General features: G+C 42.8%; 22 protein-coding genes and 1 pseudogene. 12 read left to right on the top strand and 11 right to left on the bottom strand.

The annotated features are described in order from the left end of the window. Positions 1-99: 99 nt before the first annotated feature. The 4 genes from Q8G36_RS23980 to Q8G36_RS23965 all read right to left on the bottom strand — a co-directional run bounded on the left by Q8G36_RS23980 (position 100) and on the right by Q8G36_RS23965 (position 6,398). A complete protein-coding gene (locus Q8G36_RS23980) occupies positions 100-1,665 on the bottom strand; it encodes a glutathione ABC transporter substrate-binding protein (protein WP_305162343.1) in 1,566 nt (521 codons plus the stop codon). 115 nt (positions 1,666-1,780) lie between these two features. Further along, a complete protein-coding gene (locus Q8G36_RS23975; RefSeq protein ID WP_305162342.1) occupies positions 1,781-3,265 on the bottom strand; it encodes a chlorohydrolase family protein in 1,485 nt (494 codons plus the stop codon). Position 3,266: 1 nt separating this feature from the next. Next, positions 3,267-4,775: an amidohydrolase family protein gene (locus tag Q8G36_RS23970; protein ID WP_305162341.1), complete on the bottom strand. Its 1,509-nt coding sequence runs from the start codon at positions 4,773-4,775 to the stop codon at positions 3,267-3,269. Between the two features lie 66 nt (positions 4,776-4,841). Then, positions 4,842-6,398: a glutathione ABC transporter substrate-binding protein gene (locus tag Q8G36_RS23965; RefSeq protein WP_305162339.1), complete on the bottom strand. Its 1,557-nt coding sequence runs from the start codon at positions 6,396-6,398 to the stop codon at positions 4,842-4,844. 210 nt (positions 6,399-6,608) lie between these two features. Here Q8G36_RS23965 and nikC point away from each other — a divergent pair, with 210 nt between their 5' ends. From nikC to Q8G36_RS23930, 7 genes are all read left to right on the top strand, one after another. Further along, positions 6,609-7,511, top strand: a complete 903-nt coding sequence (gene nikC, locus Q8G36_RS23960) for a nickel transporter permease (protein WP_370694115.1) — start codon at positions 6,609-6,611, stop codon at positions 7,509-7,511. A gap of 12 nt (positions 7,512-7,523) precedes the next feature. After that, positions 7,524-8,444 carry a nickel ABC transporter permease gene (gene nikB / locus Q8G36_RS23955; RefSeq protein WP_305162338.1) on the top strand — a complete coding sequence of 307 codons (921 nt, stop codon included), beginning with the start codon at positions 7,524-7,526 and terminating at the stop codon, positions 8,442-8,444. Positions 8,445-8,456: 12 nt separating this feature from the next. After that, complete coding sequence (locus Q8G36_RS23950) at positions 8,457-9,479, top strand: ABC transporter ATP-binding protein (RefSeq protein WP_370694114.1); 1,023 nt, start codon at positions 8,457-8,459, stop codon at positions 9,477-9,479. Then, positions 9,479-10,468, top strand: a complete 990-nt coding sequence (locus Q8G36_RS23945; RefSeq protein ID WP_305162336.1) for an ABC transporter ATP-binding protein — start codon at positions 9,479-9,481, stop codon at positions 10,466-10,468. The genes Q8G36_RS23950 and Q8G36_RS23945 overlap by 1 nt, the downstream gene beginning before the upstream one ends. Positions 10,469-10,556: 88 nt before the next feature. Next, positions 10,557-11,324, top strand: a complete 768-nt coding sequence (locus tag Q8G36_RS23940; protein WP_305162335.1) for a sensor histidine kinase — start codon at positions 10,557-10,559, stop codon at positions 11,322-11,324. Continuing rightward, positions 11,321-12,019: a response regulator transcription factor gene (locus Q8G36_RS23935; protein WP_076372145.1), complete on the top strand. Its 699-nt coding sequence runs from the start codon at positions 11,321-11,323 to the stop codon at positions 12,017-12,019. Before Q8G36_RS23940 ends, Q8G36_RS23935 begins: the two co-directional genes overlap by 4 nt. A 3-nt stretch (positions 12,020-12,022) precedes the next feature. Next, the gene (locus Q8G36_RS23930) at positions 12,023-13,348 is read left to right on the top strand and encodes a transporter (RefSeq protein ID WP_305162334.1); all 1,326 of its coding nucleotides are present in this window, start codon (positions 12,023-12,025) and stop codon (positions 13,346-13,348) included. Positions 13,349-13,417: 69 nt separating this feature from the next. Here the strand turns inward: Q8G36_RS23930 and Q8G36_RS23925 are convergent, their stop codons facing one another. Continuing rightward, complete coding sequence (locus tag Q8G36_RS23925) at positions 13,418-14,005, bottom strand: NAD(P)H-dependent oxidoreductase (protein ID WP_305162333.1); 588 nt, start codon at positions 14,003-14,005, stop codon at positions 13,418-13,420. 120 nt (positions 14,006-14,125) lie between these two features. Here Q8G36_RS23925 and Q8G36_RS23920 point away from each other — a divergent pair, with 120 nt between their 5' ends. Continuing rightward, positions 14,126-14,554 carry a MarR family winged helix-turn-helix transcriptional regulator gene (locus tag Q8G36_RS23920; RefSeq protein WP_305162332.1) on the top strand — a complete coding sequence of 143 codons (429 nt, stop codon included), beginning with the start codon at positions 14,126-14,128 and terminating at the stop codon, positions 14,552-14,554. Positions 14,555-14,660: 106 nt separating this feature from the next. Here the strand turns inward: Q8G36_RS23920 and Q8G36_RS23915 are convergent, their stop codons facing one another. Continuing rightward, positions 14,661-16,118: a protein adenylyltransferase SelO gene (locus Q8G36_RS23915; RefSeq protein WP_305162331.1), complete on the bottom strand. Its 1,458-nt coding sequence runs from the start codon at positions 16,116-16,118 to the stop codon at positions 14,661-14,663. Between the two features lie 1,407 nt (positions 16,119-17,525). Between Q8G36_RS23915 and Q8G36_RS23910 the strand changes: the two genes are divergently transcribed. Continuing rightward, a complete protein-coding gene (locus tag Q8G36_RS23910; RefSeq protein ID WP_305162330.1) occupies positions 17,526-18,218 on the top strand; it encodes an FHA domain-containing protein in 693 nt (230 codons plus the stop codon). On the opposite strand, the gene Q8G36_RS23905 is transcribed toward Q8G36_RS23910, so the two are convergent. Together Q8G36_RS23905 and Q8G36_RS23900 are read right to left on the bottom strand one after the other, a co-directional pair. Beyond that, entirely contained in the window at positions 18,199-18,798 is a 600-nt protein-coding gene (locus Q8G36_RS23905; protein WP_305162329.1) for a hypothetical protein, read from the bottom strand. The genes Q8G36_RS23910 and Q8G36_RS23905 overlap by 20 nt on opposite strands. A 351-nt stretch (positions 18,799-19,149) precedes the next feature. After that, positions 19,150-19,296, bottom strand: coding sequence for a hypothetical protein (locus Q8G36_RS23900; protein WP_100298038.1), 147 nt, complete (start codon positions 19,294-19,296; stop codon positions 19,150-19,152). A 158-nt stretch (positions 19,297-19,454) separates the two neighbouring features. Here Q8G36_RS23900 and Q8G36_RS23895 point away from each other — a divergent pair, with 158 nt between their 5' ends. Continuing rightward, a complete protein-coding gene (locus tag Q8G36_RS23895; RefSeq protein WP_305162328.1) occupies positions 19,455-19,979 on the top strand; it encodes a GNAT family N-acetyltransferase in 525 nt (174 codons plus the stop codon). 280 nt (positions 19,980-20,259) lie between these two features. Here the strand turns inward: Q8G36_RS23895 and Q8G36_RS23890 are convergent, their stop codons facing one another. Next, the gene (locus Q8G36_RS23890; protein WP_105718870.1) at positions 20,260-21,090 is read right to left on the bottom strand and encodes an STAS domain-containing protein; all 831 of its coding nucleotides are present in this window, start codon (positions 21,088-21,090) and stop codon (positions 20,260-20,262) included. A gap of 129 nt (positions 21,091-21,219) precedes the next feature. Further along, entirely contained in the window at positions 21,220-21,651 is a 432-nt protein-coding gene (locus Q8G36_RS23885) for an Lrp/AsnC family transcriptional regulator (protein WP_034304284.1), read from the bottom strand. 150 nt (positions 21,652-21,801) lie between these two features. Here Q8G36_RS23885 and Q8G36_RS23880 point away from each other — a divergent pair, with 150 nt between their 5' ends. Further along, complete coding sequence (locus tag Q8G36_RS23880) at positions 21,802-22,386, top strand: DJ-1/PfpI family protein (protein WP_305162327.1); 585 nt, start codon at positions 21,802-21,804, stop codon at positions 22,384-22,386. Between the two features lie 293 nt (positions 22,387-22,679). Here Q8G36_RS23880 and Q8G36_RS23875 read toward each other — a convergent pair whose 3' ends face one another. Then, positions 22,680-22,850, bottom strand: a complete 171-nt coding sequence (locus tag Q8G36_RS23875) for a hypothetical protein (protein WP_305162326.1) — start codon at positions 22,848-22,850, stop codon at positions 22,680-22,682. Positions 22,851-23,171: 321 nt separating this feature from the next. On the opposite strand from Q8G36_RS23875, the pseudogene Q8G36_RS23870 reads away from it, so the two are divergent. Further along, positions 23,172-23,376, top strand: a pseudogene (locus Q8G36_RS23870) (DUF1641 domain-containing protein); the annotation flags it as partial.

The raw sequence follows: 23,376 nt of genomic DNA, 5'->3' as shown, positions 1-23,376 counted from the left end.
ATTTCAGAATTTTTACTCGTTTTTATGTTATTTTTACTTATTGTGCCAAAGAAAAAGGCTCACCCTAAAATGGATGAACCCTTTCTACTTATCTGCCTATCATTTTATCGTTACGTCATTTATATCCAGATAGCCTGAAGGGCTGATTGAAAATCCTTTTACTTCTTTGGCGACTGCAGCAACATTTTCTATGACCCTTACAGGAATATACGGGGTGTCACCCATCTCGATTTCCTGTGCCTCTGCGTATAGTTCTTGGCGTTTCCCTTCTTCTTTTTCCTTCCTGGCGGCATCTATCAAACGATCAACCTTTTTATTGCTGTAAAAGAATGTATTTCCTGCCGCTCCCTGTGAATCCGTATGAAATAGATTATATTGATTATAATCAGCATCCCCGGTCGCGTTTCTCCAACTGATGATGAACATTTCCGATTGCCCTTTATTCACTTGTTCCACGAACGAACCGTACTCCATGACCTGTACCTTCAAATTAATCCCGATACCTTTTAGTTGTGATTGCAGGACCTCAGCCAAGTTAACTCTTTCTTTACTGTCCATTGTCAGGATGGTTGCATCCAAGCCTTTTGAATATCCTGCTTCGGCCATCAGTTTCTTTGCTTCCTTTAAATTGTAATCATAGGCTTCGAGATCTTCGTTGTACCCGAATACTTTAGAGCCCATCAAGGAGTTCGCCTTTACTCCCACATTATTAAAGACACCCTTGATAATCGAGTCCATTTCAATGGCATGGGCAATCGCTTTACGGACCCTTACATCATTGAACGGTTCATTATTGACATTGAACCCTAAATATTCGGTACCATACCCTTCACTGCGATAAACATCCATTGCCGGTGAAGATTCAACCTGGTCCATGACAGCTACAGGAAGAGGCTCTGCGATATGCGCTTCACCGGTTTCTATCATGGATATCCTTGTGGAGTCTTCCGGGACGACCTTGAAGATGACCTTGTCCACTTTTGGCTCGTCTCCCCAATAGCTGTCGTTTTTCGTCAAGGTGATTTCCTGGCCTGGGGACCATGATTCAAAAACGAAAGGACCGGTTCCATTCGGTTCCTGGATAATCTTTTTGCCATACTTTTCAATCGTTTTTGGACTGATGATTCCGCCTTCATGATTCGCCAATATGGAAAGGAGAGGGGAAAAAGGTTCCTTCAAAATGAATTGCACGGTAAATTCATCAACCGGTTTCACCTCTTTTACCATATCGAATACTACCGCTCTGGGAGAAGCGACCTTCGGATCTAATAGTCGATCAAACGTCTTTTTTACTGCATCTGCATTAAATGGTGTCCTATCATGAAACTTTACATCTTCCCTAAGCTTGAATTCCCAGGTCGTGTCATTTATTCGCTTCCATTTTTCTGCCAGCATTGGCTGTATCTCACTATTCTCATCCCGTTGTACAAGACCTTCATAGATTTTATGGTGAGTGACGCTAGCGGCGTTAATCGTGGACATGAACTGCTGATCCAAATTCTCGGCGTCGGATAAGCGGGCAATAACCAATGTACCCCCTTCGTTTGATGCTTTGTTCGGATCACTTGCTGTTGTACTTACGTCATTGTTAGAAGAACAGCCCGTAATGATGATCGCCATGATCATGACTAGAAAAAACTTTCCTCCCCCACGTTTTAACCCCATGGACTTCGACCTCCCAATTTCATTTTTTGAATACTTATCTAATTATAGGAAATATTCTGACTATTCTTTTCGAATATCTTTACTATGTTTTTCATTTTCTTTACTTGTTTGGTTTTTATGCTTCTGTATCGCTTATCGATTCCACGACCTTGAATGATGGCTTAAACAATTCTTCCTCGGGAAGCTCCTGATAATCTCTTTCCATATATCCTCTTCTCATCTTCTTAAAATATTGATGCCCCTTATATTTGATTTCCGTTAAATCAAGATCGGGGATTATTTGATCCTTCATGACTACCTTTCCATTTATGATCGATAATTTAACGTCCCTCCCAGACCCGCTTACGAACATGGTTCGAATGGGATCATCGATTACCCCCATATGAAATCTATCCAAGTCAATCGCGATGATATCCGCCTTGGCCCCCGCTGCGATGCGGCCTAGATCGTTCCTGCCAAGAAAAGCGGCCGCATCAAGTGTGGCTGACCGAAAGAAATCGGCATAGGCAGAGCCTTCCGTTTCTCCTTCCACCAGCCGTGAGAGCATGCTGCCTGTCCTGACGTTCTGGAACATATCTGGAGGGAATGTGTCCGTTCCAAGGGCTATATTGATTCCAGCCCTTTTATATTTAGCAAAAGATTCCAACACCTCCCCATGCCTCCCGATGATCAGAGGGCAATGAATCACCGTTGTATTCGTTTCTCGCAGCAGCGCCAGGTCATCACCCTGTCCATGTTGCGCTTTACTATATCCTGAAACAAAGTGGGCATGCGGGATCCCTGTTCTTGGACCGAGAAAGCCAAGGTCGTACAAATATCTGATCGGTGTAACATGATGGGCTTCCCATATGGTGTTGAATTCAAAACTTCCTTGTGCAGCATGAAGTTTTATGGGTACATCCAATTTCTCGCTGTAATATTTAATCTGTTTTAATTGATCTGCCGTTTGAGACTCTATACGTTCTGGAGCAAGCATCCCTCTGACCATGCCTTCATAGGCTCCATCGAATTTTTCTACAAACTCGACCGCTTTCCGTAATCCCGCTTTCCCGGCTTTTTCATCCCAATGAAGTTTAATTTTCCCGTTAGGCTGGACGACTCTCATTCCTGATTGGAAACTCGGGCCAAGGTAAATCCTTAACCCCAATCCAGCTGCATGTTCTGCCGCAGCTGCCAGTTCAGCATAGGTTTCAGCCCAGCTTTTATAAAAAACGGAAGTAATGGGCATGGCCGTCGTCACGCCATGAAGTATGAGTTGTGAATAAGCATATAGTGATTTAAAAGCTTCTTCTTCCTCGGTCATTAATTCAGGATGTCCGCTTTTTATATAATTCTCTGACCAAAGAAGATTCTTCTGTCTGTCGGCACCGGCTTCAAAATGTAAAATATCATGGTCAATGTCCCCTAATGCATTTAAATCAATGAACCCAGGACTGATAATCGCGTTACCGGCATCCATTACCTCGTCCACTTCGTCTGGATAATTTTTTCCGACATACAGAATCGTGTCTTTTTCATAAACGATTTCTGCGTTTTCCAAAATGACATGATCGCATCCATCATACCCAATTACATATCTTCCTTTAAGCTTGGTTTTCATCTTATTCCCCTTTCACCATCGCGGCAGCGTCTTCACGTTCGTCATATCGCTTTTCATCTACATAGGCCCTGGCATGGCCCCAGAAATATTTCGTCGGCTGCATATACTTTTCGAGCCCCGCCCGCTTTATCGTTGAAAAGGCCTCTTCATTCGCTTCGTTCAGCACTGTACTTTCATGGACCGTCCGTACATTCCTCCCTTCCATGATCAATTTCCCATCCACGATGACATGCTCCACATCATTCGCCACAGCTTGAAATACAAGCCGGTGAACATGCATGAATTCCGGGGTCAGATGAGGCTGATGCAGATTGACCGTAATGACATCCGCTTTTTTCCCGATCTCAAGGGAGCCTATTTCATCATCCCAGCCAATGCATTTCGCTGCATCTATCGTAATCATTTCCAACAGCTTGCCTGGTGGTAAATAATAGTAGTCCCTAAGGGCGGCCTGGTGAACAAACTGTGTTTTCCTCATAGCCTGAAACATATCGAAGCTTGTGGAAGGGGAAGTCCCATCCGTGGAGATTGCCACAGTTGCACCCATCTCCAATAATTCAGTTATCGGGGTACGGGCATGAACCTGGCCAAATCCAGGTGATGCACTGACGTTGGTACCTGTTTCTGCCAGTATTCTTGCCTCATCGAAGGAAATGCCCCGACAGTGCTGTAAATGGACATCTGGACCCAATAGGGCATTTTCCTTATCCTGTATCGCTAAATGAATCATCCCGCCAAAGGCATCTGAGTGAATGCGTGTGTTATATTTCCTGGCTATCTCCCTTATTTTCTTCGCTTGATAAAGATCATGATCATTCAGCCCATAAAGCCTGTCAGGGGATGTGGGATTGGAGGGATCCACTGATGTAACGATGACAAATGGTGTAATGAAGGCTCTCGTGCGGTCCTCATTTGCATGGTTCAACGCCTCGATTACAGCTTCCGCCCCCTGTAACACTTCTTCATAGGAAACTTCCTTTACCACTCTCTTTCCGTCAATCCACCGGCTGAATGAATGGGGCCATGGAGGGTTGCAAGGACCTGTGCACACCACTTCCCTGATTCCCACTTCGGCATATGCTTTTGCATGATTGATGGCGAAAATCGGTTCATCGGACCGCGGCATGGATCCTAACACGCTCACCCCAGTTGTCACGCCCGCCTTTAATCTCTCAAGAGAGGATAGCTTTCCTTCGTAATACCAAAAGTCATCTGTAACAAAATGCTTGTACGCATTCGTCATGATGGGCATCCAAAAATCAATATTCTCCATTGCAATCGTTTTGAACATGGAATGTCCCCCATGACCATGAACATCTATCAATCCAGGCAATATACATTGATGGCTGCAATCGATGACTTTAACAGCCTCATACTTCAATTTCAATTTTTCCGTTGAATCAACGGCTAAAATCCTTCCTTGATTTATGGCGATGGCGCCATCTTGCAGAATTCTCCTGTTTTGATCCATGGTTATCACGGTCCCATGGATTAGCAGTAAATCTATCATCATTTACCCTCCTAATTGAGAAGACAGCATAACATCCTTATGCTGCCTTCCTTTTGTGATGAATTCCTACTTCACGGTTACGTCATCAAGCATTAAATAATTTGCCGGGTTCAGCCAAAGTCCTTTTACCGTCCCACCATATACGGCCAAGTGTTCATAGTTACGGATAGGAACATATGGAACCTCTTCCCTTTCAATTGCTTGTGCCTGCGAATATAGTTCCTTACGTTTATCTCCATCCGATTCTTTACGTGCACTTTCAATCAATTTATCCACTTCCGGATTGCTATAGAATGAACTATTTCCAGCAGCACCTTGGGATTTGCTATTGAAAAGATTGAATTGATTATAATCTCCATCCCCGGTAGCATTGCCCCAGCCGCCTATCGATACCTGGTGCTCGCCCTTAGCTGTCGCATCAATGTAAGCCCCATACTCAAGGACTTGAATCTTGACCTTAATTCCAATTCCTTTTAACTGGGATTGAATCACCTCGGCCATATTGATCCTTTCCTTGCGATCACTCGTCGTCAGTGTAAACTCCAAACCATCCTTGACCCGCGCTTCAGTCAAGAGCTTCTTCGATTCATTAATATCATAGTCATAGCCTTTTATATCCGGATCATAGCCAAACACCTTCGGGCTCATTGTTGAATTTGCCCTCGTACCGACATCGTTATAAACCCCTTTGATTATGGAATCTACCTCGATCGCATGAGCGACCGCCTTACGGACCCGTACATCATCAAATGGTTTTTTCTTAACATTGAAGCTTAAGTATTCAACGGCAAGTCCCTCCGTCCGATATAAATCCATCGTGCCCGACGCTTCGATCCTATCAATCTCCGTCACTGGCACTTGATCGGTCACATGTGCTTCACCCGTTTCAATCATCGCAATCCTCGTGGCATCTTCAGGGACAACCTTGAATACCACCCCATCGATTTTAGGCTTATCCCCCCAGTATTCCTTGTTTTTCGAAAGTGCGATTTCTTCACCAGGCTTCCACGATTTAAAAACGAATGGCCCTGTCCCAACAGGGTTTTGACCCAGTTTGCCACTACTTTCCTTAATGGCTTTAGGGCTGATGATGCTTCCTTCATTACTCACTAAAATCGATAACAGCGGAGCATAAGGATATTTCAGCTTGAATTGTACGGTCGTTTCGTCAACGATTTTAATTTCTTTGATCATTTCCAATTTACCAGCCTGCGGAGAAGCTGTTGCCGGGTCCAGTATCCTGTCGAAATTGGTTTTCACCGCTTCGGCGTTGAATGGAGCTCCATCATGGAATTTGACTCCCTCCTGCAATTTAAACTCCCAAGTGACATCATCCAGTTGTTTCCACTCTTTTGCGAGCAGCGGTTTAGGATTCATGTTTTTGTCAGGAACGACCAATGTTTGATAAACCTTTTCATAAATGACGTTTGCAGATGGAATGTCGGTTATGAAATGAGGGTCAAGGGTGGTCGCGTCAGATAATCGCGCGACGATCAGCGTTCCTCCTTCTTTCGCTTTTTCCTCTGTTTCCTTGCTGCCGGTTTGTTCTGTTGCACACCCTGATAAAACGGATGAGATGCCTAATAAAGATGCAAAAAGCAACCCAATCATACCTTTTCTCATTCTATTTCCTCCCTTTTCAACCTGCCTTTGTTTCTCCAAGTAACTTTCAGCTATGAGTACATCGGGCTTACTGTAAATTATAAAAAAAAACCGAATTTTATATTTTCGGAATCTTTACTCTTTTTTTAATTATCTTTACTGCTTTTCCTCATCATATTTACTTCAATCCCTTTTTTGAATAAATTGAATGAAAGAAAAGGAGGAAGTCCAATGAAGCCAGAGGTCGTAATGAATAATACTGAATTGAATGTAAAAGAAAGAAAATCTCCGAAACTAAGACACTGGAAAGCCTTTTATAAAAAATTCAAGCGAAATAAATTGGCATTGATAGGCGGGTACATCGTACTTTTTTATATTTTATTGGCTATCTTTGCACCTTTGATCTCACCGCAGGATCCCTATGAAATTGATTTAGTCAACAAACTCCAGCCTCCGTCAGCCGAACATTGGATGGGTACGGATGATAAGGGAAGGGATATTTTAAGCAGATTATTATATGGAACACGGCTTTCATTAACGGTTGGGTTTGTCTCTGTATTCTTCGGGGCGTTCATTGGCATACTCCTCGGGTTAACAGCTGGTTATTACGGAAAATGGATCGATACCGTCATTATGAGGATTGTCGATGTTCTGCTGGCTTTCCCGGGAATATTGCTTGCTCTCGCCATCATTAGTGCCCTTGGTCCAAGTTTAATCAATGTAATGGTAGCGGTCGGCGTCTTTTCCATACCGATGTTTGCCCGGATTGTACGCGGTTCCACATTGTCAGTGAGGAAGCTGGAATATATCGATGCCATTCGCGCATTGGGAGCCACTGATTTCACGATCATATGCAAGCATATTTTTCCGAATATTCTATCACCCGTCATCGTCCAAGCCACATTACGTCTGGCAACGGCCATTCTGTCAGCAGCCGGATTATCATTTCTGGGACTGGGAGCCCAGCCGCCCTCACCAGAATGGGGAGCGATGCTGAGCAGCGGTCGGGATTATTTGTTCAGCGCCCCCCACATCGCTTTGTTCCCAGGGATAGCGATATCAACATTGGTACTTGGTTTCAACATCTTCGGGGATGGACTTAGAGATGCCCTGGATCCAAGAATGAAAAAATAAGGAGGAGAGAAAATGTTCGTATTCATTATCCGACGGGTACTTCAAACCATACCGGTTTTACTAGGAGTAAGTCTTGTTGTTTTCCTCATCATGCAAATGGTCCCCGGAGATCCGGCAACACTGCTTGCAGGTGAAGGAGCGACTAAAGAAACGATTGAATCGCTGCGGCATGAGCTTGGCTTGGATCGTCCAATCCTCTATCAGTACGTCGACTATATCCTTCACGCTGTTCAAGGTGACTTTGGAGAATCACTTCGCAGCAGTCGCCCTGTTTTGGACGAAATCTTGGTCCGCTTGCCCATCACCCTTGAACTGGCACTTGCCAGCATTTTCATAACCGTTGTGCTTGGAATGATCGCAGGAATCATCTCGGCTACCAAGCAATACTCGGCAGCTGACATTTCCATCATGATCGTTGCTTTACTGGGAATTTCGTTACCTAGTTTTTGGCTGGGCCTCATGCTTATCTACTTCTTTTCCGTAAACCTTCATTTGTTTCCGGTTTCAGGTTGGGGAACTTTCAGGCACATGATTCTCCCAGCCATAACCCTTGGGGCCGGCGGAGCGGCCATTGTTGCCAGGATGACCAGGTCGAGCATGCTTGAAGTCGTTCGCCAGGACTACATCCGGACCGCAAGAGCCAAGGGATTGAAAGAATATATCATCATTTATAAGCATGGCCTGAAAAATGCGCTTATCCCCGTCATTACAGTCGTTGGCCTCCAGTTCGGTGCACTTCTCGGCGGCACCGTATTGACAGAGTCCGTTTTTGCCATCAATGGACTTGGGAGATTGATAGTCGATGCAATCAGAACGAGGGATTTACCGATGGTCCAAGGCGGGGTCCTCATCGCTTCCGTTATCTTCGTATTCATGAATTTAGCAGTGGATGTCCTCTATCGATACTTTAACAAAAGAATAGACTTGAACTAAGGAGGTAGGATGATGAAACAGGTTGATGATAAAATACTGGAGGTAAAAAATCTGCAGACCCACTTTTTCACTGACGAAGGAACGAGTAAAGCAGTCAATGGAATCAGTTTCTCCCTCAATAAAGGGGAAACGCTTGGAATCGTCGGGGAGTCGGGAAGCGGGAAAAGCATAACATCGCTATCATTGTTAAGGCTCATTCCGTCGCCGCCCGGTAAGATTGCCGGTGGCAGCATCCTTTTTAAAGGGGAGGATCTGCTTACGAAGACCGAAAAACAGATGCGGTCCATACGCGGCAATGAAATTTCGATGATATTCCAGGAGCCGATGACATCATTGAATCCCGTATATTCAGCCGGTGAGCAAATTGCAGAAGCGATCCGGCTCCATCAAAAACTGGGAAAAAAAGAAGCATGGGACAAAGCAGTCGACATGCTTCGGCTCGTCGGAATCCCCTCACCTGAAAAAAGGGCAAAACAGGAGCCGCATGAGCTAAGCGGCGGAATGAGGCAAAGGGTCATGATTGCCATGGCACTTGCCTGCCACCCTGAGGTTTTAATAGCGGATGAACCTACAACAGCACTGGATGTGACGATCCAAGCCCAAATCCTCGAACTAATCAAGACGCTGCAAAAGGATTTCGGGACGGCTGTCATTTTGATTACTCATGATTTGGGTGTCGTATATGAAACCTGTGATCGGGTTGCCGTCATGTACGCAGGGAAAATCGTTGAATACACTTTGGCCAAGGAAATATTCACAAACCCAAAACATCCTTACACCATTGGTTTATTAAACTCCCTTCCGCGTCTGGACATGGACCAGGAAGAACTGACTACAATTCCCGGGACCGTTCCAAGTCCTTACAACATGCCCAAGGGCTGCAGCTTCGCTCCCCGCTGTACAAACAAGAAGAGCATTTGTGAACAAGCCGCACCGGATCTCCAAGCAACCGGCCCAAGCACTGAGGTCAGCTGCTGGATGTTCACCCCCCAATGGGAAAAGGAATATGACGCTCAAGAGAAGGTGGGAATTTAATGATGGGGGTACCAGCTGCCGAGAAAAAGGTTCTGCTTAAAGTGGATCAATTGAAACAATATTTTCCGATCAAGGGTGGATTTTTCGGAAGAACCATCAATCATGTAAAAGCCGTTGATGATATCACCTTCGATATCCGTCAGGGTGAAACCTTAAGCATAGTCGGAGAATCCGGCTGCGGAAAATCGACTACCGGAAGGGCCATCCTTCGATTGGATGAACCAACAAGCGGGAGCATTCACTTTCAGGATAAGGATTTACTGAGTTTAGGAAAAAAAGAAATGAGGCGTACCAGGAAGGATCTGCAAGTTATTTTTCAAGATCCATTTGCCTCCCTTAATCCGAGACAGACTATCGGCCAAATTCTCGGAGAAGCTTTAGCGATACAAAATGTAGTCCCTAAAGAAAAACGAAAGAGCCGGATTGAAGAATTATTGGGACATGTCGGGCTGAGACCTGAATCCATGGAAAGATACCCGCATGAATTCAGCGGCGGCCAGAGACAGCGGATCGGTATTGCGCGGGCTCTTGCAGTGGACCCAAAATTGATCATATGTGATGAAGCTGTATCTGCGCTGGACGTCTCCATTCAGGCGCAAGTGTTGAATTTGTTAAAATCCTTACAGCGCCAGTTCGACCTTACCTTTCTTTTCATATCACATGATTTAGGTGTGGTCAGACATATCTCGGATCGGGTAATGGTCATGTATCTCGGAAAGATAGTCGAAATCGCCGATAAAAAGTCCATTTTCGAACAGCCGCAGCATCCATATACAAGGGCATTGCTATCGGCCATCCCAGTACCGAATCCTGTGCATGAAAGAGAACGGATCCTATTGACGGGTGATGTACCCTCACCCATCGACCCTCCAAGCGGCTGCCGCTTCCATACACGGTGCCCTTTTGTACAGGATATCTGCAAAACACGGTTACCCGAACTAAAACGATCGGCACAAAATCATCAAGTGGCTTGTCACATTGTGTCATAAGCTGTAGATTTCCGAAGGGGTCTCTAGTATGATACTAATAAACAGAATAATTCAAGTTATTTAAAAATATAACCAGCAGAGGTTCTCCATGCTAAGTTACGAGGGATTCACGTTAATTATCATGCTCTTCATTTTAGCTCCCATCATGGGGGCTATCGCTCTTTTATTTCTATTCATATTCGAGAAGAGGATCGACCTTCTTGAAAATAAAAACAAAGAGATACGCCTGGAGCAAGCACTGCAAGAAGCACAATATAATAAATTGAACCAGCAAATCCAGCCTCACTTTTTGTTCAATACACTGAATGTCATACTGGGCTTGGCCCGCCTGAACAGGACGGCAGAATTGATACGGGCCTTAGAGGCATTTTCGCAATTCCTGAAATTCAAATACAAAGCATCAGAACCATTGATCCCCCTTTCCCAGGAAATCCAGTATACCCAGCACTATCTCGACATCCAGACCCTTCGCTTCGGTGATCGGCTCAAGATTGATATGGAGTGTCCAGAACCATTATCAATCGCACTGGTCCCCCCATTCATTCTCCAGACATTGGTGGAGAATTCGTTTAAACACGGTTTGGAAAAAAAAGTGGGTGAAGCCCTGCTGCATATCCGGTTCTATCTGGATTCGCAGATGGTATATCTTGAAGTGGCGGATAATGGATTAATGGGAAATGAATCTTCCGTTACGGACGAAGGCGGCCATGGCCTGGATAATATCCAAAAACGTTTATATTTGTACTTCAATGACCGTGCACAATTAAATATAGCTTCTAATGAATCGGGAACAAAGGTAGAGGTATCATGGCCACTTGTTTTTGATAAGAAAATGGAGGAGGCGGCCCCGGAATGAATGTATTATTGGTTGATGACGAACCATTGGTCCTTGAACAAATGGAATATATGATTCAGTCCATATACCCTTTTTGGAAGTTTCACAAAGCTGCTGATGCCTGTCAGGCACTGACCCTCAACCAAAATCATAAAATCAACCTCGCTTTCCTGGATATTAATCTACCGGGGCGATCGGGTCTTGAATTTGGTGAAGACCTAAGGGCATTAAACAAAGAGGTCGAAATCATCATGGTGACCGCACATCAAAGTTTCGATTATGCCCAGCAATCCATCAGGATAGGCGTGGTTGATTATTTAACGAAACCTGTAATAGAAAGTGATTTGCATAAAGTCCTGGCTAAGTATGACAAAAGGGAATCTTCTCATAACTATTCAACCCTTATTCACCATTCGCTTTCATTCATTCATGAAAATTATGCCGAAAAACTCTCCCTTTCGGACATCGCCCGTGAAGTGCATACCAATCCGACTTATTTAAGCAGGAAATTCCATGAAGAAGTCGGCACTTCCTTTTCGGAATATTTAATGCACTATAGAATAAAGGCCGCTAAAAGGGCCTTAACCAATAACACCAGCTGGAGCATATCAGACGTCGCTGAAAACTCGGGTTTCAATAGCCAGCATTATTTCAGCACTTTATTCCGGAAGATAGAGGGAATCACCCCCAAGGAGTTCCGCGAGAAAGGAAAATGAACATTGCGATCACGTACATTTCAAGAATACGTACAAGGCCCCATTCAAATCGGGATGGGTTTAGGGATCATCTCCCTCCTGGCACGCTGGGTGACAGGAACCACGATATTATCCTCCCCTGAATCGATGGTGAAGTATGGAGTTTTCGGAGGGATCGGATACGCCCTGATGGGAGCGATCGCCCTGTTCATGTTCAGCTTCATCGGGAAAAGGGTCCGGCAGGATTTCCCCGTGGGTTTGACCATTGGCGACTATTTAAAAGCCCGTCTCCATCCCCTCGGATATTGGATTTTGATCGTGATTCTGGTCATAACCAGTTTATACATCTTATTCATTCAAGGAATGGCCGCGTCCACCCTATGTCAGTTTCTTTTCGATACGCCGCTCTATGTCGGGTTATTCTTTTTTTTCGGTTTTTGTGTCCTTTTTGCTGGATTCGGGGGATTAAAGCTCATTCATGGATTCGCAGCTTTTCAAGTCGTCTTCATGTTTGCCGCAGTTATCTTAATTCCTCTATACTTTTTCGTCAAAGAAGGGATTCAACCTGTTTATGATGGGATTCGTTTATACCATCCATACATGCTCGTCATCAATAAGTATGATCTATGGAGTTTTCTTTTTGCAGGACTTCTTGTTGGATTCGGCCAGTTTTTCTTTGATCTGACATCATGGCAGCGATTATTCATGATAGAAATCAAAAAGGTTCCATTGACATTCTCTTTATCCGGCCTTATATGGATCATATTCCCGCTCTCCTTTTCATCCCTGTTCATCATGGTTATCTTTACGGGCGGCTTCACTGATATACACTCGATTCTGGCTGGATTGGCAAACAAAATAACGACACCATTCTTTTTCATCCTTTTTGTGCTCTGCGCTTTCAGTGCAATCACCTCAACATTCGGTGCCTGCCTGCATTCATTGGTCAGCCTGATCGTAGCCAATATTCTTGAACCATTAAAAACAAAAAAAAGCGACCAGCAAAAAATAAGGATGGCCCGCCTGCTTTCAATCTGTATTGGAGGATTGGTTTTCGTTGCTACACTCTTCTATTCCCCAAACCTATTGGAGCTCTTATTTTATTCAGGCAATATATACTCGGCATTGCTGGCTCCAATCCTGGTTATCGTATTCAGCAAAGGGAAAGTCGCTGATTACATACCGATAAGCGCGGTCCTGGCCATTGTGGCTTCATACATCATCCAGCCTTATTTAAGTGAATTCCAAAGCATATGGTTTAGTGGATTAGCTTCATTGTCGATCCTAGTGATTTGTACGATCTTTACCCTTATTAAGAAAAAATGGAGATTCGTCAAAACAAAACTATGAATACTGCGAACCCCATTCATTATGATGTTCCTTACATGAATGGGGTTCCTCTTTTAATCTCATAAAAACTTAGCTTGCCACCTTTCTGAAATACCGATAAACCTTCTCTAGCTTTTGAGTTTGTTTCCCTTTTAGGCTTTCCATATTTCCGAATTCGAAAAACTTCACTTTTTTGATTCCGACAAAATTGAATAAGGCTCTTTTCATCAATATTTTATGTGCATCATTCAACCAAAGAAGTGGATACTTTGCAGGTCCCTTCATCGTGGACACACATACGACCGACTTTCCTTTTAGAAGGCCTTCCGGGAACAATCCCTTTTTATCCCTGTAGGCAAAATTCGCAGAAAATAATTGATCAATGTATCCCATCAGCATTGCCGGAGGCCTCCCCCACCAGATTGGATAAACAAAGACAATCTTGTCGGCCCAGGTAATTTGATTTCTATATTTTTCAAGGTGAGGATCACGATGCATATCACGCCTTCGTTTATGCTCATTGAACTCCAAGAGCGGATTGAAGCCCTCTTCATATAAATCCAAGACCTGCAGCCCCTTTATGTTGGGGTTCTCCTTACTTCCTTTGATGACTTTTTCTAAAAAAGCATGGCTCAAGCTTCTTTGATTAGGATATGTGTAGATGACCAGCATGTTCATGACGTACCCCCTATTTACTTATCATTTGATAACAATCATATAACATCACCTTTTTTATTGTCAAATGATAATTGTATTTTGATAATACTTTTGATATCTTCTCAGTAAGAGGTGAAAGTTATGGACAAAAAAGCTCTTTTTGAAAAAATGGTCACATTTACAACTTCCGTACATCAAGTCACACACGAATTGACACAAAACGCTAAATCCGATTCCGTCACGCCGGTGCAATATAAAATTCTTGAATATATAACAGTCAGTCAGCCTGTCACACCAAGTGAAATCAGTGACTGTCAGCATATCTCCATGCCTAACACGAGCCGTGAATTGAAAAAATTAAGCGAAAAGAATTTAATTGAAAAAATAAGTGATTCGGAAGATAGACGGAAACAATACATCCGCCTTTCCAAAGAGGGGGAAATGATGATGAACGAGGCTTTTGCAATCGTAGAATCCCGTTTCCAGAGCCGCCTGCAACATGCATCAAAGGAAGAGTTAGCGGATATTGACCGTGCCCTGGACATTCTTCAAACAAAACTTTTTTACTAAAGGCATGAATACACAAAAATGGCTCCCGCTTGGAGTTGACAACTGATCAACTTCAATCGCGGGAGCACCTTCATTATTTCCAAGCACGCATAAAACTAACTTATAATCAGGTACCGCAAAAGGTCCGGTAAGGTTTTGTTGACTCAGGCAGTGTCGAGTATTCAGCTTGTTCCTCGAAGTGCGCATATGGATTTGAAAGAACATCCAAAAGCCGTTCCATCACGCTGTAGTCCCCTTGTTCCACTGCCGCCTCCAACGCCTCTTCCACCCGATGGTTCCGTGGGATCACTGCAGGATTGCTGTTCTGCATCAACTGATTCGAAGATTCTTTCGATTCCTTCTGCCTGCCCTGTCTCGCCTGCCAGAGCTCTTGCCATTGAGCGAATTCCGGTGTCCCGAATAGGACCGTATCCTCCATTTTATCAAAGGTCAAAGCACGGAAGGTATTGGTATAGTCGGCACCATGCTTTTTCATCATACCGAGGATGCCATTAATAAGGGCTTCATCCTGAGTCTCTTCGTTGAATATCCCCAGTTTGGCCCTCATTCCAGCTAACCAATTAGAGTGATACAAATCATTAAAAACAGAAATCTTATCTTGGGCCAGTGTAACGGCCCGATCCTGGTCATCATGCAACAGCGGCAATAGGGATTCAGCGAATCGCGCAAGATTCCAACCCCCAATAACCGGCTGGTTACCATAGGCATAGCGGCCTTGAGTATCAATTGAACTGAATACCGTTGCAGGGTCATAGGCATCCATGAAGGCGCAAGGGCCATAATCGATGGTTTCCCCGCTAATTGTCATGTTGTCGGTGTTCATCACCCCATGAATGAAGCCAATCAGCTGCCATTGGGCAATGAGCTCTGCCTGACGCTTGACCACTTCCTGCAGCAGCGAGAGATAACGGCTTTCATCTGCTTCAATGTCTGGAAAATGTCGCTTGATTGCATAGTCGGCAAGTGTCCGGAGTTCCTCGATCGTGCCCCATTTTGCAGCGAATTGAAAGGTTCCGACACGAAGATGACTCGAAGCAACACGGGTCATGATGGCACCAGGCAGCCCGGTTTCACGGATTACCGTTTCACCGGTCGTCACCACTGCCAGACTTCGGGTGGTAGGAATGCCGAGCCCGTGCATCGCCTCGCTGATGATGTATTCGCGCAGCATCGGTCCAAGTGCAGCCCGGCCATCGCCCCCGCGGGAATATGGCGTTCTACCTGGACCCTTCAGCTGGATATCGACCCTCTCGCCTTCGGGCAAGACCTGCTCACCAAGCAATATCGCCCGGCCGTCCCCTAACATGTTAAAATGACCGAATTGATGCCCCGCGTAAGCTTGTGCAAGAGGCGAAGCACCTTCTGGAAGCTCATTTCCGGCAAACACCGCCACAGCACCTTCGCTTTGCAGCGACTTAACGTCCAATCCTAGAGATCCAGCCAAACTCTCATTGAGAATGATCAACTCCGGTGAACGTACAGGAGTCGGGTTCGTGCTCGTGAAAAACTTTTCCGGAAGACGTGCATAGCTATTGTCTAAATTCCATCCAGTTTCATTAGTCATGGTTTCTCCTTTTCTTATTTTGACTTTTTGTATAAAGGTTCTTTCTCTCAAGATTCAGTTAAACACGCGATAAAAACTCAGTTGCAGTCCATATTAATGTCTACTTCTGCCAATTAATTATACCGTTTTTGCATAAAAATGGCTCTTTTAAAGTCATGTTAAATCCATGACGCCCCGAGATTTCATAAAACGATTTTGTGAAGCACCAATATCCTCATCGGTCCCTTAGAATGAAGAAAGCAGGTACCCTTACTGGGTTCCTACTTAAAAATATCTTAATCGATTCCCGTTTGAAATTGTGATACGGTTCAGCGTGATTAAATGAAATCAGGACGAAAGAAGTATGATTTCCTGATTAATTCCACCTACAGAATTGCTCAGTTATTCATGTTTAAGCGTATCCCCATTTATAATAATCATTACATCATATTCCCACTATTTAAAACATTTTGATGATTCCTTCCCCAGACATTGATTCAAATGTACGAATTGTATTGCCTTTTATTTTTTCAGAGAATACCTTTCCCCCCTTTTAATTCTCTTTTCAAAAAATCATGATAGGAATATTTTAAAAAATCCCAGCACCGCCCCTAAGTAATATTGCTACAGTAATGGTTAATATAGGTATATTTCATTATAAAAATAACTTATTTTATGAAAAAAAATAACAAAAATGCGTGCCTTTAGTTTTATTTTCACCCTAAAATAAGGAAAATGGATGTTTTAAATTGGCTTATGCAAAAAAAGCCGCCGTTGATTCGGCAGGCTTTTTTATAGCATCTATGATTTTCACAAACAAGTGAAAAGAAACTTGCTAATCGAGTGGAGGAATCATGTTTTCAGCATGACTCCTCCACATTTTCCACTGTCTTTTTCCTTCCCGCTTCGTCTCCCACATCCCTCTTCCAATCCAGGATATGCTTAATTCAGTAAAGTCAGGCCGATAAAGGCAATGCCAAATATACAGTACAGAATGAGGGTAAAGGGCTGGGGAAAAATAATATATACCATCATGCTAATGATCATCAGCAGGATGCTGAAGGCATTTATCCTATCTCTCCACATACTCACCTTTGGTCAACTCCTTTTCCATTGCGTTCAAGTGTAAGGTACATTTTTCATCGCATACTTCTTCCGGTGCTGCCTGGTCAGCTTTGAGGAAACGCCATAAAATTTTCCTCCCACAGTCAAAGCGAATATCAGCAAAAATAGAGTTTCTTCTTCATCCATCTTTTCTCTTTGTTATAATGGCTGTGTGCCTAATTTGTATTTTTCATTTTTCGTTAGTAAGTAAGCGACTGATAATTTATAATTATAAAATTGAACCCACTAAACAGCCATGTAGCCAAAATGATAAATCCATAAAAATAATTTAAATATTCAGACTTTTTAAGGGGTATGAAATGAATGATCTATAAAACTTTCAAGGTTGTATTGAGGACCATGCACAAAGGCCAAACCGAGGAATTCGCCTATGTATTTGAAGGGAAAAGCCTGCTGATTGGGCGTGCAAGCCAGCACTCCAAAGCTGATTTCAAGCTTTACAATGACTTTGTTTCCAGGGAACATTGCCGGATTTATATGGAGGAAGGACAGCTCCTCATTGAGGATTTGGCAAGCAAGCACGGTACCTCGGTGAACCAGATGCTGCTCGTACCGGGCAATCCGTGTCATATTGAACCGGGGGATTCGATTACTTTGGTTAATGGATTGATTGAATTCATGATCTCCATCGACAACGATTTAACAAGGGATTTCACGCCGGTGAACCCCGATATCCAGCAAACCGTAGCTATCAATGAGCACCTTCAGACCGTGATCATCAATGAAGAAGCACCCATTAAAATGCCGACAAAGGAATTCAATTGCTTTAAGCTGCTTTATGAGAATTTGGACAACCTTATATCAAAGGAAGAAATTGTCCAGCAAGTATGGCCAGAGAGAGTCGGAGATCCCGAGCAAATTGTGACGGCAGAAGAAATCGCTTCACTTCTGTACCGGGTGCGGAAACGGATAAATGGGCACTTCTCAATAAAAGCCGTCATTCAAAAGGGATATTATATGGAATCCATCCATTCATTCAATCTATCGGACTTATAATGACAATCATTCGAAGACATGAAAAAAAGCATTGCGGATAACAATGCTTTTTTTCATGTTTATATCGGAGATGGCAAGCAGACTCTTCCATCATTCCGATGTCCACTGGTCCATTATCACCTCTTGGTAAGTCCAGATTAGTGAATTCATCGACTGGAACGATGTCTTCTTCCATATTCATCACCTTCAGCACAACCCGGTCTCCTACATTCGTCAACACAATATCAGATAGCGCATTGACACCAGGGTCCACCGAAAACCTCTTGGCATTGCCTTCGACGATTAAATGGAATACATATCCATTTGAGAGATTGGCATCATTGATCCTTATTACCTTCCCCTTTATTTCTTTCATTTCAAAGCTTTTTTGAGGCGTCACACCGCTTACTTTTCCCAAAGAGGCAATCAGCTTTTTATAATTACGGAAAGCTTCGTCTTTCGTTTTCCCAAAGGCCACTTGTGGATTATCGCTATTGCCATTAACAATCGCCACACCATGGAACTTGCTGCCCTTTGTGGGTGCACCGTAAATCGTATAGAAAATTCCATTAGTGGCTTTCCAGTCTGGATATTTAGACAAAAACTCACTCGCATTGGCGTTAGGGAATATGGACCCCTGCCCCTTCATAACCTAGAATGAATGGGGAATCACTCACCAAATAATAATTACCTTACCTTCTATATACATCAGCAAAATTCAATCGATTGCTTTCATTCGAACGATCACGGCTGAAAGTGCAGGTTCTGCAATTTCCCTTACAGACAGAACTTCAGGCCCGCCGAAATCATCAAAGACAAGTGCTTTCATCATCCTAACTCCCTTAAATGCTTCTTCACTTTAAGATATAGGATGAACCCTTTGATGGGAAGAAACACAAACAAATAACCGCCCTGCCCTTTATAGGCAAGAGCGGACACTAAGTTAGTTTAATCAATCTGTATTGGAACCAGGACCATTCTTTCGTTTATTCGCAGAATATTCCTTACCGTGTGCTTCATGTTCTGCAATGATGTCCGCTTTCGGAATATGGTTATTTTTTTTCGGTGAAGCGATTCGGTTGCGATGTTTTTTTCCCATGATCTAACTCCCCTTCATCCAATGTTTTTTTAGGTTGTGCTAATGTTAGCTTGTCCGATTACCACCGAAATTACCGGCAAAAAAGGTACTTCATAATAAAGGAAAAACCTTTATCGAGACCGAATAGATAGAAAACTGATATATGAGGAGGGGAAAAAATGTTTCCTGTATTGAATACGGAAAGGCTACGCTTACGGGAAATTCGTGAAAGTGATGCGGAAGCTCTTTTCCAATGTTTATCAAAAGATGAAGTCACCCGCTTTTATGGCCAGGATTCATTGGAAAATGTCGAACAGGCGAAGGATATTGTAGCCTCTTTTGCGAAAAACTATCTTGAAAAACGTGCGGTTCGATGGGGAATTGAAAGAAAAGATACACAGGAATTGATTGGTACCATCGGTTTTCATGCCCACAGTCCCAAATACAGACGGGCGGAAATTGGTTATGAAATCCATCCTGCACATTGGCGCAAAGGATTTGCGTCAGAAGCTCTTAAAGAAATTATCGCTTATGGTTTCAAAGACTTTGATTTAACTCGCATCGGCGCGGTCGTTTTTCTGGAAAACGGGCCATCAAGTGAGCTCTTGCTTAAGCTGGGCTTCATCCAGGAAGGAATATTAAGGAGTTATATTTACCAAAACGGTATCCCTCATGATACATATGTCTATTCCTTGCTGAAGTGAAACGAAAAAACCTCATTGAAGAAATTTGCAAAATCCCTTCCGATAACTGCTTGGCCGAGACCCCGCTTAATGCTTGCTTTGATGAGGCTTGTCGGCAGTCTTCGGAAAGGGTGCGGATTTCCGAAATCGGGCTGGAACTTAGATTCCGTTCTTTTCGGAGCATCCGTTCCCCATTCCATTTACTTATTCGAATATGATAAAACAGTAAATAAATTACCTTAATATTCCAAATTACCCACAAAAAAAAGTCACCAAAACACGGCGACTCCCACTTCACGCTTTAGGTGCCTACAAGATAGTCCTTCAATGCCTGCTGCAGCGTACCCTTTGTTTCTGCTTTATTATCGAGCTGAATCCCTGAACGGATCATTTTCGTAACAACCTCTGGGCGTAATCCAGTCACCACAGCTTTACAGCCCATCATTGCCGTTCCATCGAGGATTTTCATCAAATCAGTGATCATTTCAACTTCGATTTCGATGATACCGGACAAATCCAAGATCAAGGTTTGTATCCGCAGTTTGCCTATCTCCATCAATACCTTTTCTTCGATTATCTGTATTCGTGAATAATCGATTGTCCCAATTAACGGAAGGACACAGGTGGTGGAAGTGATGGGAATGATCGGGACGGATAGATTTTCCACCAAGTTTTGCTGAGCGAGAATCAATTTGTCTTTGTAATCGGAGTAACTTACGAAAAAGGATTTAAGAAATTCATCAACCTTTTCATTCACTATTTTCTCTAAATCAAAAAAGACCTTGGAATCCTCAATAAACGCTTTCTTTTCTTGTTCGAACTTATAAAGAAAGGTCCAAAGCGTTCTGCGGAGGGCCTGAATCCACTCCAGCTTGAATGAAAGCGTCATGGAGTGGGTTGCCCACGTAACTCCTTCTTGTTCGGCAAAGGCAATCAAATCCGTTTCATTCTGCTCCACTATATAACGGACGAGCTTATGTGCATTATTCAAAAGATCGACATTTCCAATCAGGAGGATTTCTTCGATTTTATCCCTGACATTGACCGCTGCTGATAAAAGATATTCTTCAAACTCACTTTTATTCTGCAAAAGGAATTCCATTATTTTATCTTCATCATAAACAAAACTCACTCTTCTCCACTCCCTTTTTGAACATCCAACTGTGATTTTTGTTACTATTTACTTTCTAGATTGGTGGAGTTTTTTCCTGCTAATCGCTCATATATTAAAAAGAAGGAAAGTAAATGTGGTTGAAGCCGGTTAAATCTCCTCTCCTGAAAAAACATTTTTCGATGCGGAAGAAAAAATTAGATGGGTGGAAGATTTCCCGTATTTAATGGCTTCATCGACGAAGTCTTCCAGTGTTTCCATGGAATATGTACTTATTTTAATAAGATAACTGTATTGACCGGCTAACCGGTGGCATTCCAGAACTTCCGGATGGCTCAAGCTAAATTGATAAAAATCTTTGCATCTATCCGTTTCGAATAATATGAATGCCGTAATGCTCCTATCAAGTTTTTCAAGTGATATTTCCGTTTTATACCCCTTTATCACTCCGCTTTCCTCTAATTTATTCACACGTTCTTTCGTTGCTGGAGCCGTTAAGGACACTTCTTGTGCCAGTTCTTTCATGGACATGCGCCCATTATTCTCCAGCAAGGAAAGTATTTTTTTATCCGTTCGATCCATCTCAATCGCCCTCACTTTTTATTATTAACAGAATCCTTTCAAATACATTATAAAATAAAAAGAAATGAGATGAATACGTAATTAATCGCATGTATAAAGGAATTTGCTTTTTATATAATTAATTCAAATATAAATAAGGGGGATGCTGTTATGAAAAAAGTATTGATGCTGCTATCCAATGGATTCGAAGCGGTTGAAGCAAGTGTGTTTACAGATGTATTGGGGTGGAATAAATTAGAGGGTGATGGCACCACTGACCTGGTTACGGTGGGACTTCACGAACAATTGAAATGCACATGGAACTTCATCGTGCAGCCTGAAATGACCCTCGATCAAGTGAACCTTGATGACTTCGATGCTTTGGCCATTCCAGGAGGTTTTGAAGAAGCCGGTTTCTATGAGGATGCCTATGATCAGAGGTTTCTTGATGTAATCAAACATTTTCATAATAAGAACAAAATCATCGCAACCATTTGTGTAGGTTCCCTCCCACTAGGAAAAAGCGGGATATTGAATGGAAGAAAGGCCACAACATACAACCACCCAACCAGTAAGAGACAGGGGCAGCTAAAAGATTTTGGGGCGATTGTCGTGAACGAACCGATTGTCGTCACGGACAATATCATTACATCCTACAATCCATCCACAGCTTTCGATGTTGCCTTTACGCTCTTGGAAATGCTCACTTCACAAGATAATTGTGAACATGTGAAGGAATTGATGGGCTTCCATTAAAAATGCGCTGATGAAAAAAGGTTCCGAATGAATTCGGAACCTTTTTCACGTTACTTCCAATGCCAATGAACGGGTTTTCATGTATTCACGGAACTGTTTTATTGATTCTGGCAGGACTCTATTCGTTGAATAATCGATGATGATATCATACTGGCGAATGACATCCAGACTATCCAGCTCGCCATTTACGCATTTACCTTCAACGCTTTATATGTTTTCCTCAAGCCATTGTTTACGGTTGTTTCTGATATTTTAAGTAAGCATAACTGTTTCGCTATGCTTACACAACACTATTATTTATCAGGTGTTTCCGATGTGCCTTCCTCACTGTTTTTGAGGTAAACTTCAGAAATTCCATTCATACCTTCCAATAGTTGTGCTTTAGTATACTCCATACTGCCAACCAGTTTATGACGCTTCTTATCATTATTCTCTTCTGTAAGTTTAGATTCTGAATCAGTCACATTTTTCACCTCCATCATTTAGGATGGCAAATCAAAGATGGAAATATGTATGACAGGCACCGATGTTAGACACCCTCTCAAAGTCCATTATAGGTAAATAATGGGATACACCATTAGAATCTGTACTTCAAATAAGCAGGAAAAGATTATTTTATGGATATTTTTTAAAAAATCAGCTGTTTTCATGGAACTAAAGGGATATACTATAGGATAGCATTTATTACATTTTTGTTCGTATTTTTTCTTGTCACACATTGTGTAATATTTTACAAGTTTTTCTATTTATATCAACAAAATGCTTATTGCAAAGGAGAATTGGATATGTCAGAAACGATTACCCAATCACAAACTGAACAACTTAATGCCCGCCAAAAACAATTAGATGTACTGGACCAATTATTAAAGCCTGAGGTTCAGGAATCATTGAACACTTTAGTTGAGCAGTTACCAAAACTGACTGAGTTAGTGAATATTTTAACAAAGTCTTATGATTTCGCTCAATCGGTTGCGACTGATGATGTTTTGA

The sequence above is a fragment of the Peribacillus frigoritolerans genome, assembly GCF_030676415.1.
GTDB classification, from domain to species: Bacteria; Bacillota; Bacilli; order Bacillales; family DSM-1321; genus Peribacillus; species Peribacillus frigoritolerans_A.
The sequence above is the reverse complement of the archived record's forward strand: the minus strand, read 5'-3'. Positions and strand labels throughout refer to the sequence as shown.

Bases quoted from the DNA above. Each gene is read 5' to 3' on its own strand.
- Q8G36_RS23980 (WP_305162343.1), bottom strand. From the start codon at position 1,665: ATGGGGTTAAAACGTGGGGGAGGAAAGTTTTTTCTAGTCATGATCATG.
- Q8G36_RS23975 (WP_305162342.1), bottom strand. From the start codon at position 3,265: ATGAAAACCAAGCTTAAAGGAAGATATGTAATTGGGTATGATGGATGC.
- Q8G36_RS23970 (WP_305162341.1), bottom strand. From the start codon at position 4,775: ATGATAGATTTACTGCTAATCCATGGGACCGTGATAACCATGGATCAA.
- Q8G36_RS23965 (WP_305162339.1), bottom strand. From the start codon at position 6,398: ATGAGAAAAGGTATGATTGGGTTGCTTTTTGCATCTTTATTAGGCATC.
- nikC (WP_370694115.1), top strand. From the start codon at position 6,609: ATGAAGCCAGAGGTCGTAATGAATAATACTGAATTGAATGTAAAAGAA.
- nikB (WP_305162338.1), top strand. From the start codon at position 7,524: ATGTTCGTATTCATTATCCGACGGGTACTTCAAACCATACCGGTTTTA.
- Q8G36_RS23950 (WP_370694114.1), top strand. From the start codon at position 8,457: ATGAAACAGGTTGATGATAAAATACTGGAGGTAAAAAATCTGCAGACC.
- Q8G36_RS23945 (WP_305162336.1), top strand. From the start codon at position 9,479: ATGATGGGGGTACCAGCTGCCGAGAAAAAGGTTCTGCTTAAAGTGGAT.
- Q8G36_RS23940 (WP_305162335.1), top strand. From the start codon at position 10,557: ATGCTAAGTTACGAGGGATTCACGTTAATTATCATGCTCTTCATTTTA.
- Q8G36_RS23935 (WP_076372145.1), top strand. From the start codon at position 11,321: ATGAATGTATTATTGGTTGATGACGAACCATTGGTCCTTGAACAAATG.
- Q8G36_RS23925 (WP_305162333.1), bottom strand. From the start codon at position 14,005: ATGAACATGCTGGTCATCTACACATATCCTAATCAAAGAAGCTTGAGC.
- Q8G36_RS23920 (WP_305162332.1), top strand. From the start codon at position 14,126: ATGGACAAAAAAGCTCTTTTTGAAAAAATGGTCACATTTACAACTTCC.
- Q8G36_RS23915 (WP_305162331.1), bottom strand. From the start codon at position 16,118: ATGACTAATGAAACTGGATGGAATTTAGACAATAGCTATGCACGTCTT.
- Q8G36_RS23910 (WP_305162330.1), top strand. From the start codon at position 17,526: ATGATCTATAAAACTTTCAAGGTTGTATTGAGGACCATGCACAAAGGC.
- Q8G36_RS23900 (WP_100298038.1), bottom strand. From the start codon at position 19,296: ATGGGAAAAAAACATCGCAACCGAATCGCTTCACCGAAAAAAAATAAC.
- Q8G36_RS23895 (WP_305162328.1), top strand. From the start codon at position 19,455: ATGTTTCCTGTATTGAATACGGAAAGGCTACGCTTACGGGAAATTCGT.
- Q8G36_RS23885 (WP_034304284.1), bottom strand. From the start codon at position 21,651: ATGGATCGAACGGATAAAAAAATACTTTCCTTGCTGGAGAATAATGGG.
- Q8G36_RS23880 (WP_305162327.1), top strand. From the start codon at position 21,802: ATGAAAAAAGTATTGATGCTGCTATCCAATGGATTCGAAGCGGTTGAA.